Genomic DNA, 12,785 nt, shown 5'->3' on the forward strand with positions numbered 1-12,785 from the left:
GGGAGGCGGCACGGTGGCTGCAGTCAATAGCTTCTGGCTCGAAGGACACACTGTCGGTTGGGGGTGTCGACTACGCGATCCACCGGATCGACACGGTGCCCGGGCACGAGAAGCTCCCGTACAGCCTGAAGGTGCTGCTCGAGAACCTCCTCCGCACCGAGGACGGCAAGAACGTCACCGAGGCGCAGATCCGCGCGCTCGGCTCCTGGCGACCCGACGCCGACCCGGACACCGAGATCCAGTTCTCGCCGGCGCGCGTCGTCATGCAGGACTTCACGGGTGTGCCGTGCATCGTCGACCTCGCCACCATGCGCGAGGCGATGGCGGACATCGGCGGCGACCCGAACAAGATCAACCCGCTGTCCCCGGCCGAGATGGTCATCGACCACTCGGTCATCGCCGACCTCTTCGGCAGCACGGACGCACTCCAGCGCAACACCGACCTCGAGTACGAGCGGAACGGGGAGCGCTACCAGTTCCTCCGCTGGGGCCAGACCGCGTTCGAGGACTTCAAGGTCGTCCCGCCGGGCACCGGCATCGTGCACCAGGTGAACATCGAGTACCTGGCGAAGGTCACCTACACGCGTGACCTCGACGGCGAGACCTACGCCTACCCCGACACCCTCGTCGGGACCGACTCGCACACCACGATGGTGAACGGGCTCGGCGTCCTCGGCTGGGGCGTCGGCGGCATCGAGGCCGAGGCAGCGATGCTCGGCCAGCCGGTGTCGATGCTCATCCCGAAGGTCGTCGGCTTCAAGCTCTCCGGTGAGATCCCCGCCGGCGTGACCGCGACCGACGTGGTGCTCACCATCACGCAGGAACTCCGCAAGCACGGTGTCGTCGGCAAGTTCGTCGAGTTCTACGGCGAGGGTGTCGGCGCCGTCCCGCTCGCCAACCGCGCCACCATCGGCAACATGTCGCCCGAGTTCGGCTCGACCGCTGCGATCTTCCCGGTCGACGACGTCACGCTCGACTACCTGCGTCTGACCGGTCGCGACGAGGCGCAGATCGCCCTGGTCGAGGCGTACTCCAAGGCCCAGGGCCTGTGGCACGACGCCTCGGTCGAGCCGGCGTACTCCGAGTACATGGAGCTCGACCTCTCCACGGTCGTGCCGTCGATCTCGGGACCGAAGCGTCCGCAGGACCGCATCGAACTGTCCAAGGCGAAGGACCAGTTCGAGGTCGACCTGAACAACTACACGACCCCGAGCGAGCAGACCGACCTCGACGACGCGGTGGAGGAGACCTTCCCGGCCTCCGACCCGATCGCCGCGGGCTCGACCAACGAGGACACCGACCTGCACGAGCACGTCCACGTGTCGAGCGCTCCGTCGACGGCCTCGGCCCCGACGAAGGTCGCGATGGACGGGGCCGACCCGTTCACGATCGACCACGGCGCCGTCGCGATCGCCGCGATCACCTCGTGCACGAACACGTCGAACCCGTCCGTCATGATGGCGGCCGGCATCCTCGCGCGGAACGCCGCCGCCAAGGGCCTGACGTCGAAGCCGTGGGTCAAGACGACGCTCGCCCCCGGGTCCAAGGTCGTCACCGACTACTACGAGAAGGCCGGTCTCACGACCTTCCTCGAGCAGCTCGGCTTCTACACGGTCGGCTACGGCTGCACCACCTGCATCGGCAACTCGGGCCCGCTGCCCGAGGAGATCTCGCAGGCCGTGCAGGACAACGACCTCGCCGTCACCGCGGTGCTCTCGGGCAACCGGAACTTCGAGGGGCGCATCAACCCCGACGTCAAGATGAACTACCTGGCGTCCCCGCCCCTGGTCATCGCGTACGCCCTCGCCGGGTCGATGCACTTCGACTTCGACAAGGACGCCCTCGGCACGGACCAGGACGGCAACGACGTCTACCTGCAGGACATCTGGCCCGACGCGGCCGAGGTGCAGCAGGTCATCGACGAGTCGATCGACACCGAGATGTTCACCCACGAGTACGGCTCCGTGTTCGAGGGCGACGACCGCTGGAAGAACCTGCCGACCCCCACGGGCGACACCTTCGAGTGGGACCAGGAGTCGACCTACGTGCGGAAGCCCCCGTACTTCGAGGGCATGACCATGCAGCCCGACGCGGTGTCGGACATCTCCGGTGCCCGGGTGCTCGCGAAGCTCGGTGACTCGGTCACGACCGACCACATCTCGCCCGCCGGTTCGATCAAGGCGGACAGCCCGGCCGGCAGGTACCTGGCCGAGCACGACGTCGACCGCAAGGACTTCAACTCCTACGGCTCGCGTCGCGGCAACCACGAGGTGATGATCCGCGGCACGTTCGCGAACATCCGCCTGCGCAACCAGCTGCTCGACGGCGTGGAGGGCGGCTACACCCGCGACTTCACGACCGCCGACGGCGAGCAGTCGTTCATCTACGACGCGTCGCAGCACTACCAGGAGCAGGGCATCCCGCTCGTCATCTTCGGTGGCAAGGAGTACGGCTCGGGCTCGTCGCGCGACTGGGCGGCCAAGGGCACGAACCTGCTCGGTGTCCGCGCCGTCATCACCGAGAGCTTCGAGCGGATCCACCGCTCGAACCTCATCGGCATGGGCGTCGTCCCGCTGCAGTTCCCGGCGGGCGAGACGGTCGAGTCCCTCGGGCTCGACGGCACCGAGGTCGTCTCGATCTCGGGCCTGACCGAGCTGAACGAGGGGCGCACCCCGAAGACCGTGCACGTCACCGCGACGCCGAGCGAGCACTCGCCCGCCGGCAAGCAGCCGGTCGAGTTCGACGCGGTCGTCCGCATCGACACCCCGGGCGAGGCCGACTACTACCGCAACGGCGGCATCCTGCAGTACGTGCTCCGGTCGCTCGTCTGACGCGACCCGGATACTGCCTGGAGGCGCGGTGCCAGCTGGCACCGCGCCTCCAGTCCGTTCTGTCCCCACGCGCATAGAGTGGGCCGACAGCCCCACGAAAGGAGCGCCCGTGAGCCTGCTCAGCAGCATCACGTCGCCGCGCGACCTGAAGCGTCTCTCCGACGTGCAGATGACCGAACTCGCCGCCGAGATCCGCCGGTTCCTGGTGGCCGAGGTCGCCAAGACCGGCGGCCACCTCGGGCCCAACCTCGGCGTGGTCGAGCTGACGCTCGCGATGCACCGGGTGTTCGACTCGCCGAACGACCCCTTCGTGTTCGACACCGGGCACCAGTCGTACGTGCACAAGCTCGTCACCGGGCGGCAGGACTTCTCGAAGCTCCGCGAGCGGGGCGGCATCGCCGGCTACCCGCAGCGGAGCGAGTCCGAGCACGACATCGTGGAGTCCTCGCACGCGTCGTCCTCCCTGTCCTGGGCCGACGGGATCTCCCGCGCGTTCGGGCAGACCGGGCAGACCGACCGCACCGTCGTCGCGGTGGTCGGAGACGGCGCCCTCACCGGTGGGATGACGTGGGAGGCGCTCAACAACATCTCGGACGACAACGACCGCCGCCTGGTCATCGTCGTCAACGACAACGGCCGCTCGTACGCCCCGACGATCGGCGGCATGGCGCGGTTCCTCAGCTCCATGCGCACACGGCGTGAGTACCGGGCGCTGTACGAGACCTCCCGGGCCGTGGCCGATCGCTTCGGTGCCCCCGGCCGGGCCGTCTACCGCGGGATGCGCGGCGGCCTGCACGGGTTCCTGTCGCGCTTCACGAACAACGAGGCGCTGTACTCGAACCTCGACATCAAGTACATCGGGCCGGTCAACGGACACGACCAGCGGGCCATGGAGGCGGCGCTCCGTCAGGCGAAGGCCTACGGCGCCCCGACGATCGTGCACGCGATCACCGAGAAGGGCCACGGGTTCGAGCCGGCCCTCCGCGACCAGGCCGACCAGTTCCACGCCGTCGGGCACATCGACCCGGAGACGGGGAGTCGCTCGACGCCGCGTCGGGTCCGTCGTGGACCTCGGTGTTCGCGTCCTCGTTGGCCGACGCCGGCGCCGCGGATCCCCGGATCGTCGCGATCACGGCGGCGATGCTCCGTCCGACCGGACTGCACCTGTTCCAGGAGCAGCACCCCGACCGCGTGTACGACGTCGGCATCGCCGAGCAGCACGCCGTGACGACCGCCGCGGGCCTCGCCTACGGCGGCCTCCACCCCGTGGTGGCGCTGTACGCGACGTTCCTGAACCGGGCGTTCGACCAGGTGCTGATGGACGTCGCCCTGCACAAGGCCGGCGTGACGTTCGTGCTCGACCGTGCCGGGATCACCGGTCCGGACGGACCGTCGCACCACGGCATGTGGGACCTCGCGTTGCTGCAGGTCGTGCCCGGCATCCGGATCGCCGCACCGCGTGACGCAGCGACCCTGCGCGAGGAGTTCCGCGAGGCGATCGCCGTCGACGACGCCCCCACCGTGCTCCGGTGGTCGAAGGGCCAGGTCGGGCCGGACATCCCTGCCGTCCGTCGTCTCCCCGACGGTGTGGACGTGCTGCACGCCGCCGCGGACGGCGTCGAGGACGTGCTCTTCGTGGCCGTCGGCTCGATGGTGCCCACGGCGCTCGAGGCCGCCGCGCTGCTCGAGGCGCAGGGCATCGGCGTCACCGTCGTCGACCCGCGCTGGGTGGTCCCGATCCCGGGCTCGCTCATCGAGCTGTCGCGGACCCACCGCCTGGTCATCACGATCGAGGACGGTGTGCGTGTCGGTGGCGTCGGAACCCGGCTCCGGCAGGACCTGCGGGCCGCCGGGGTCGACACGGGCGTGAACGAGCTGGGACTGCCGGACGAGTTCATCGACCACGCGACCCGGTCGCAGATCCTCGCCGACGTCGGGCTGACCGCGCAGGCGATCGCCCGCGACGTCATCGACCAGGTCGTCGGGACGAAGCTGCCGCAGGCGAAGCCCGCCCGGTCGAGGGAGTCCGCCGGCTCCGACCGCTAGGCGCTGACCGCGCGAGGGCACTCATGCCGCCAGGGGCATGTCCCTCGGGAACGTCTGGCAGGATCGCCGCATGCGACGGGGGCTCAGGACGACGGCGGTGGCGATCGGTCTCGCCGTCGTGGCCGTGACTTCGGGGTGTGCCGCGATGAACGACGGCACGGTCACGCCGGAGCTCGGTGCAGAGGCCCGGGTCGGAGCCAGACAGACGATGCACCGTGTGGTCGACTGGGAGGGCACCGCCGCGGTCCACCGTGTCGATGCCACCTGGACCGACTCGTGCGGCCACGCGAGCAACTCCGGGTTCTTCCAGCCCGCTTCGGGCACGACGTGTCGGATCGACGCCGGAGCGGTGTACACGATCGACGGTGCAACGACACCCGTCGACGCGGTGCGCATCGCCGGACCGGCGCTGCGCACGGGCGGCCTGACCGACGAGGACCTCGTGGCACAGGCGATCCAGCCGGACGGATCGACACCGTACTTGGTCGACATCGGTGGGCGGCAGTCGATCGCACTCGGCAACGACATCGGGCCGGACCGGTTCGCGGTCGTGCGGGTCCGCGGTTGGGACGGGTCACTCGGACTCTGGCAGTCGGAGGGATCGTCCGTCGTGCAGTCCGCACCGGGTGTCGGCGTCGACGGACGCGATGACGCCGTCCGGGCGAGCGGGTCGGACTACGTGCTCGTCGTGACGCACAGCGCCGCGTACTTCACGTCGTACGACAACGAGCCGCCCGCGCCGCCGGCACCCCGGCCGTCGGTCCCGCCGTGCTTCAGCGGCAGCAACGACTGCGTCGGCGGGTGATGACGGCTCACGACGGGGGCGCTGCCGGACCTGGTGCAGCTGCTGACCGCAGCGCAGCGAGGATCGCGCGCGCCATCGGTGTCACCCAGAGGACCTGGCCGGAGTCGAGGCCGTCGCGGCCCTCGCGGAGGATCCGGACGCGGGACGAGGACGGCGACTCGCGCCGGAAGGTCAGGACGATGTTCTCGGCCCGCAGTGCGAACGACGTCCGGCGGGCGATCACCCCGCCGTCGTCTCGGATCTCCATGGCCGCGGCGCCCGGCACGGCGTCGACCGCCCGCCGGACCAGGGCCGGCACAGCGTCGAGCGGGACCGGCAGGACCACGGACGGCCCCGCGGCGGCCTTCGGTGCCCACCACTCCTGCGTCATCCCTGCACCGTACGCGGGGGCGTGCGTTCGTGAGGCCGGCGCTCCGTCCCAACGCACAACCGAAGTCACCCCGAACCACGGCGATCCGCGGTTCGGGGTGACTCCGGTTGTGCGAAGGGGACTCGCGCCGGCTAGCGGGACGCCGGGCCGACGATCAGCGGGTCGTGGAAGCTCCCACCGAAGACGCGCTCGGACGCCCCACTGCGGTCGAGGTACGGGCTGATCCCACCGGCCTGGAACGGGTAGCCCGCACCGAGGATCAGGCCGAGGTCGATCTCCTCGACGTGCTGGACGACCTCGTCCTCGAGCATGCGGTGCAGCTCGTCGGCCAGGGCGTCCTCGAAACGCTGCTGCATCGCGGCGGCGTCGACGGGCTTCGCGTCCTTCTTCGACGGCGCGACGAGCTTGACGGCGGCGGGGTCGTACCCGGTCGCGTTGCCCTTCTTGTCGCGGGTCAGGATCTTCCCGTACTCGGCGATCTTCTTCAGCCCGTCACCTGGGTAGAAGCGCTCCGGCCAGGCGGCGTGGTGCGAGTCGAGCACGTGCGCCCCGACCGGCAGACCGACGAGCTCGAGCAGCTCGAACGGCGACATCGGCAGTCCGAGCGGCGCGGCACCGGCCGCCACGACGTCGAACGAGGTGCCCTGCTCGACGCCGCGCATCGCCTCACCGAGGACCCGTGCGAGCACCCGGTTGACGACGAAGCCCGGCTGGTCGGCAGTGATGATCGCCGTCTTCTTGAGGGTCTTCGCGACGGCGAGTGCCGTGGCGAGCGTCTCGTCGGAGGTGTCGGCGGTGCGGACGACCTCGAGCAACGGCATCACGGCGACCGGGTTGAAGAAGTGGAACCCGACCAGGCGCGACGGGTCGGAGAGCACCGAACCCATCTCGGAGACGGACAACGACGAGGTGTTCGTGGCGAGGATGGCATCCGGCGCGATGACCTGCTCGATCTTCCGGAAGACCTCTTGCTTGACGCTCATCTCCTCGAAGACGGCCTCGATCACCCAGTCGGCGTCGGCGAAGGCGTCGTACGACACCGACCCGCTGACGAGTGCCGTGATGCGGTTGGCGTCGTCGGGGAGATCCGCCCCTTCTCGAGCAGCTTGCCGACCTCACCGCGGATGCGCTCCACGCCGGCGTCGACGCGGGACTGGTCGACGTCGGTGATCACGACGGGGACGCCGAGTCGTCGGGCGAACAGCAGCGCGAACTGCGAGGCCATCAGACCGGCGCCGAGGACGCCGACCTTCGTGATCTTCTTCGGCTCGACGCCTTCCGGTGCACCGACGGGCTTCTTCGCACGCTTCTGCACCAGGTCGAACGCGTACATCGACGCGGCGAACTGGTCACCGGAGAGCAGGTCGGCGAGGGCGTCGTCCTCGTCGGCGAACCGCTCGTCCAGGGAACCGCCGCGAGCGGCGGCCACGAGGTCGAGCGCGCGGAACGGCGACTTCGGCACCGTCCCGATCTTCGACGCGACCTGCCCACGGGCGACCTTGACGACCGTGCCCCAGGCAGCCTTCTCGAGCATGCCGGGTTCGTTTGGCCGCTTGACCGACACACGACCGGCGATGACACCGTCGGCCCAGGCGACGGCTGACGGCAGGAACGTCACCGACGGGATCAGCGCGTCGCCGATGCCGATCTCGACCGCGGCCGCCCCGTCCATCAGGCGGTTGTTCTTGAGGGGTTCTCGACGATGACCCGCAGCGCGCGCTCCGGACCGATCAGGCGGGGAGCAGTGTCGCGCCGCCCCAGCCCGGGATGATGCCGAGGAAGACCTCGGGCAGGCCGATGCCCTGCGCCGCGGACGAGAACACCCGGTAGGTGCAGTGCAGTCCGATCTCGAGCCCGCCGCCGAGGGCGATGCCGTTGATGAACGCGAACGACGGCACACCGAGGTCGGACAGCTTGCGGAGGGTGGCGTGGCCGAGGGCCGCGAGGTCGTGCGCCACCGCACGCGACGGCACGGACGCTGCCTGCGACAGGTCGGCACCGGCGGCGAAGCAGTACTCCTTGCCGGTGATCGCGACGCCCTGGATCGTGCCGGCCGTCGCCTCGGTCTTCAGGGTGTCGAGCACCCCGGAGAGTTCGCGCAGCGTACGCGGCCCGAGGGTGCTCGGACGCTTGTAGTCCTTGCCGTTGTCGAGCGTGATGAGCGCCAGGGTGCCACCGGAGGGCATCGTGACGTGCTTGACGAACGAGTGCGTGACGACCTCGTCCTCGCTGAGTTCGGACAGACGGTCGGTGTCGACGGTGGTCATGCTCATGCCCCCTTCCGAGCCGAACGTGCTGCGGACTTGCTGAAGCCGGGGTTCTCCCAGATGACGGTGCCGCCCTGGCCGAGTCCGATGCACATCGTGGTGATGCCGTACTGGACGTCCGGGCGCTCGGCGAACTGCGCGGCGAGCTGGGTCATCAGGCGGACACCGCTCGATGCCAGCGGGTGGCCGACGGCGATCGCGCCGCCCCACGCGTTGACGTTCGCGGAGTCCTGCGCGATGCCGTAGTTGTCGAGGAACGCGAGCACCTGCACCGCGAACGCCTCGTTGATCTCGAACAGGCCGATGTCGTCGATCGACAGGCCGGCCTTCGACAGCGCCTTGTCGGTCGCGGGGACCGGGCCGACGCCCATGACCTCGGGCTCGACGCCCGCGAAGGCGAACGAGACCATGCGCATCTTCGTGGGCAGGCCGTGCTCCTTGGCGCCCTCGGCCGAGGCGAGCAGGCTCATGGTCGCGCCGTCGTTGAGGCCGGCGGCGTTGCCGGCGGTGACCCGTCCGTGCGGGCGGAAGGGCGTCTTCAGCGCGGCCAGTGCCTCGAGCGTCGTGCCCGGACGCGGCGGCTCGTCGGTGCTGATGACGTCCCACCCGTCGCCCTTGTTCACCTCGACCGGGATCACGTCGGGCTGCAGCTTGCCGGCGGCCCAGGCGGCGGCGTAGCGCTGCTGGGACTGGACGGCGTAGGCGTCCGTACGGTCCTTCGTGATCGCCGGGAAGCGGTCGTGCAGGCGCTCGGCGGTGGACCCCATCACCAGCGCGTCGCTCGACACCATGCGTTCGGCGATGAACCGCGGGTTCGGGTCCGAGTTGAAGCCCATCGGGTGGCGCCCCATGTGCTCGACGCCACCGGCGATCGCGATGTCCGCGGCACCGAAGGCGATGGCACCCGCGAGCGTCGTGACGCTCGTCATGGCCCCGGCGCACATGCGGTCGATCGCGTACCCGGGGACCGACTTCGGCAGGCCGGCCAACATGCCGACGGTGCGGCCCAGGGTCAGCCCCTGGTCACCTTGCTGCGTGGTCGCCGCGACGGCGACGTCGTCCACCGCTGCGGTGTCGAGCGAGGCGTTCCGGTCGAGCAGTCCGCGCATCGCGTGCACCGCGAGGTCGTCGGACCGGGTCTTCCAGAACACCCCCTTCTCGCCGGCTCGTCCGAACGGTGTCCGTACTCCGTCCACGAACACGACGTCTGATGCCTTTGGCAATCCGGGCCTCCCAGATCCTCATCGATCGGGCCGGAACGCTGGTCGCTCCGGCCGGCCGGGCCTCGCCCGGCGACGCTCCCGACGCTATGCCCCCAGGCTGGGCGGCCGCATGCCGGTTGGGCGGTTCCTACGACTCGACGTCATCCGTCGGCGCGGGCTGCTGTGCAGCAGCGACAAAGGCCGACGCGATGATCGAGGCGAGTTCCTCCACCTGCCAGGGGCGGGCCTCGTGTGCGGCGAGGGCGGCCCCGACCAGCTCGGTCGACGGCGGCGACGGCGGTGCCCACGAGACCACACGCAGGGTCTCCGGCGTGAGCAGGTTCTCGAGCGGGATGTCGAGCTCCTCCGACCGCTTCGTCACCGCGGCCCGTGCGGCCTTGTACCGGCGGTCGGCGGCGGGGTTGCGGTCGGCCCAGGCACGGGGCGGCGGGAGCGTCGCTTCACCGGAGCCGCGGAGCTTCGGCAGGTCCTCGGTCGTCAGGCCCTCGTCGACCGCGGCCCACCAGCGGTCGAGCTCGGACCGGCTGGCGCGACCCGTGAACGCCTTCAGAGCGCCGAGTTCGGTGCGCGACGACGGTGCGGCGGCTGCCGCTGCGACGATCGCGGCGTCGGGGATCGTGCGCCCCGGAGCGATGTCGGCCGCGCGGGCGTACTCGTCACGGGCGACCCAGAGCGACCGGGCGATCGCCAGCGCGCGGGCGCCACGGAGCGCGTGCATGCCGGACAGGCGACGCCACGGCTCGGCACGGACGGGCTTCGGGGCGCGGTGCAGCACCGCGTCGAACTCCTCTTCCGCGATGCGGGACTTGCCGGCCTCGTCGAGCTTCGCGGCGAGGGCGTCACGCAGGTCGGGCAGGAGCTCGACGTCGAGCGACGCGTAGACGAGCCACGACTGCGGCAACGGCCGGGTCGACCAGTCCGCTGCCGAGTGCGCCTTGGCGAGCGTGATCCCGAGCAGCTGCTCGACGACGGCGCCGAGACCGACTCGGGGAACCCGGCGATGCGGGCGCCGAGTTCGGTGTCGAAGATGCGGGTCGGGACGAGGCCCACCTCTTGCAAGCAGGGCAGGTCCTGCGAGGCGGCGTGGAACAGCCACTCCTCGTCGACGATGGCCGCCTGCAACTCGGAGAAGTCGCCGATCGGGATCGGGTCGAACAGGAACGCGCCGGCACCGCGGCGGAACACCTGGATCAGGTAGGCGCGCTGCGAGTAGCGGTAGCCGCTGGCGCGTTCGGCGTCGACGGCGACGGGCCCGTGACCGGCGGCGATCGCCGCGACGGCCTCGAGGTAGTCGTCGCGCGACTCGATGACCTTGACGGCCTCGTGCGAGTCCTCGAACGCGGGGTCCGGCGCACCGGGGTCGAGCTGGCGGGGTCGGTCACTTGGCGAGCCTCCTCGGGGCCAGCAGGGTCACACCGTCCGAGGCAGGAGGCAGACCGGCGAGCATGGCGACGATGTCCTGCCATGCCTGGACGTGTGCGGTGAGGTCGTCGCCGCGGGGCGTCCACGACGCGCGGAGTTCCAGCTGGGCGCCGTCGCCCTGTGCGGCGAGGTCGCCGTACCCGCGCGAGATGATCTTGGTGGCCGTACCTGAAGCGTGGTCGTAGTCGGCCCCGTGCGTCGCGAGCGCATCGACGAGCCAGCTCCACGTGACGTCGGCGACGAACTCGTCGACACCGATCTCGGGTTCGAGTGGTGCTTGCGCGAACGAGACCACCCGGAACGCGCCGCCCCAGCCCTCGGGTTCTTCGGGGTCGTACAGGGCGATGAACCGTCCGGTGCCGAGGTCGGACGGGGCGCCGTGCGCGGTGCCGGACACGTCCGCCGCCAGGGCGATCGAGAACGGTGCGATCCGCGTGGGCGAGGGGATCTCGGTGACGGTGGTCTCGGAGCGGCTGCTGCCGGACGACACGAACGCGCGGAGCCGCGCGAAGGCGTCGGGCTCTCGGGTTTCGGACACACATGCAGACTAGGCTCCGGGCCATGTCCCGATCCGCGCGACCCGCCGAGGACGCCGTCCAGGAGACCGCACGATCGGCCGGCTTCATCGCCCTCGGCGCCGGTCTGGCAGCAGCAGCCGTGGGGACGGCCGTCATCGGTGGCTTCGTCGCCGCCGTCGCCCGCGCCGTCGTCACCCCGGACCGCAAGCGCACCGAACGCGTCCCGATCCACGCCGTCGACCCGGTCCGGATGACCGTGACCATCGAGCGGACCGCCGACACCGAGCTGCAGGGCCGCTACTCCCTCTGGTTCGGCGCCGGCACCGGGCACATGCGCGTCGGTGAGGTCCTCGGCACCACCGACACCACGGTCACGCGCCGCATCATCGCGATCGACGCCGGCGACCCGACCGCTGCACGACGCGGTCGCTGGGGCGGCTGGTTCTACCTGACCCCCGGCGAGCTCGACGTGCCCGTCGAGGACATCGACATCCCGACCCCGAACGGGCCCGCACCCGCCTGGGTCGTCCGCGCCGACGACCCGGACGCCCCGTGGGCCGTCCTGGTGCACGGCCGCGGTGTCACCCGTGCCGAGACCATCCGCGCCGTCCCGGTCTTCCGCGCCGCCGGCTACTCGGTCGTGCTCGCGTCGTGGCGGAACGACGGCGTCGCACCGCCGAGCGTCGACGGCCGCTACGGCCTGGGCAGCACCGAGTGGGAGGACATCGACTCCGTCCTCCGCTGGCTCAGCGCCCAGAACGCGCAGAGCGTCGTGCTCATGGGCTGGTCGATGGGCGGCGCCGTCGTGTTGCAGACGCTGCTGCGCTCACGGTTCGCCGAGCTCGTCGACGGTGTGGTGCTCGAGTCGCCCGTGGTCGACTGGCACGCGGTGCTCAAGTCGCAGAGCCAGCTCATGGGGCTGCCGCGGCCGGTCCGCAAGGTCGCCCAGCGTCTGCTCCGCACGCCGGTGCTGCACCGCTTGGCCGGCCTGCAGCAGCCGGTGGACCTGCGGGAGCTCGACATGGTCACCCGGTCCGCCGAGCTGACGGTGCCGATCCTCCTGCTGCACAGCGACGACGACGGGTTCGTGCCGTCCTCGGCCTCGCACGACCTGGCGCGCGCACGGCCCGACCTGGTCCGACTCGAGGTCCAGACCACCGCCCGGCACACCAAGCTCTGGAACCACGACGCCGACTGGTTCGACGCCCGCATCCTCGCGTGGCTCACCGAGGTGGTCCAGCGTCGCGGGGCGGCCAGCGCGCGGTAGACGCGACAGGTGACGGACGGGAGGCGCGGTGCCAGC

General features: G+C 70.7%; 6 protein-coding genes and 3 pseudogenes. 4 read left to right on the forward strand and 5 right to left on the reverse strand.

The window, feature by feature from the left end; translation table 11 throughout:
* Nucleotides 1–17 precede the first annotated feature (17 nt).
* From acnA to JN350_RS11870, 3 genes and pseudogenes are all read left to right on the forward strand, one after another.
* Nucleotides 18–2,831, forward strand: a complete 2,814-nt coding sequence (gene acnA, locus JN350_RS11860) for an aconitate hydratase AcnA (RefSeq protein WP_205464446.1) — start codon at nucleotides 18–20, stop codon at nucleotides 2,829–2,831.
* A 109-nt stretch (nucleotides 2,832–2,940) separates the two neighbouring features.
* A pseudogene (gene dxs, locus JN350_RS11865) lies at nucleotides 2,941–4,877 on the forward strand (1-deoxy-D-xylulose-5-phosphate synthase).
* 70 nt (nucleotides 4,878–4,947) lie between these two features.
* The gene (locus tag JN350_RS11870) at nucleotides 4,948–5,682 is read left to right on the forward strand and encodes a hypothetical protein (protein WP_205462338.1); all 735 of its coding nucleotides are present in this window, start codon (nucleotides 4,948–4,950) and stop codon (nucleotides 5,680–5,682) included.
* Nucleotides 5,683–5,689: 7 nt separating this feature from the next.
* Here JN350_RS11870 and JN350_RS11875 read toward each other — a convergent pair whose 3' ends face one another.
* From JN350_RS11875 to JN350_RS11895, 5 genes and pseudogenes are all read right to left on the reverse strand, one after another.
* The gene (locus JN350_RS11875) at nucleotides 5,690–6,052 is read right to left on the reverse strand and encodes a hypothetical protein (protein WP_205462339.1); all 363 of its coding nucleotides are present in this window, start codon (nucleotides 6,050–6,052) and stop codon (nucleotides 5,690–5,692) included.
* 131 nt (nucleotides 6,053–6,183) lie between these two features.
* Nucleotides 6,184–8,325, reverse strand: a pseudogene (locus JN350_RS11880) (3-hydroxyacyl-CoA dehydrogenase NAD-binding domain-containing protein).
* Complete coding sequence (locus JN350_RS11885; protein ID WP_461964426.1) at nucleotides 8,322–9,521, reverse strand: thiolase family protein; 1,200 nt, start codon at nucleotides 9,519–9,521, stop codon at nucleotides 8,322–8,324. Before JN350_RS11885 ends, JN350_RS11880 begins: the two are co-directional and overlap by 4 nt.
* Nucleotides 9,522–9,669: 148 nt before the next feature.
* Nucleotides 9,670–10,850, reverse strand: a pseudogene (locus JN350_RS11890) (HRDC domain-containing protein).
* A 70-nt stretch (nucleotides 10,851–10,920) separates the two neighbouring features.
* Nucleotides 10,921–11,502: a DUF3000 domain-containing protein gene (locus JN350_RS11895; protein ID WP_205462340.1), complete on the reverse strand. Its 582-nt coding sequence runs from the start codon at nucleotides 11,500–11,502 to the stop codon at nucleotides 10,921–10,923.
* A 23-nt stretch (nucleotides 11,503–11,525) separates the two neighbouring features.
* Here JN350_RS11895 and JN350_RS11900 point away from each other — a divergent pair, with 23 nt between their 5' ends.
* Nucleotides 11,526–12,749: an alpha/beta fold hydrolase gene (locus tag JN350_RS11900; RefSeq protein ID WP_205462341.1), complete on the forward strand. Its 1,224-nt coding sequence runs from the start codon at nucleotides 11,526–11,528 to the stop codon at nucleotides 12,747–12,749.
* Nucleotides 12,750–12,785 lie beyond the last annotated feature (36 nt).

It is taken from the genome of Curtobacterium sp. 24E2 (genome assembly GCF_016925595.1).
Lineage (GTDB): Bacteria > Actinomycetota > Actinomycetes > Actinomycetales > Microbacteriaceae > Curtobacterium.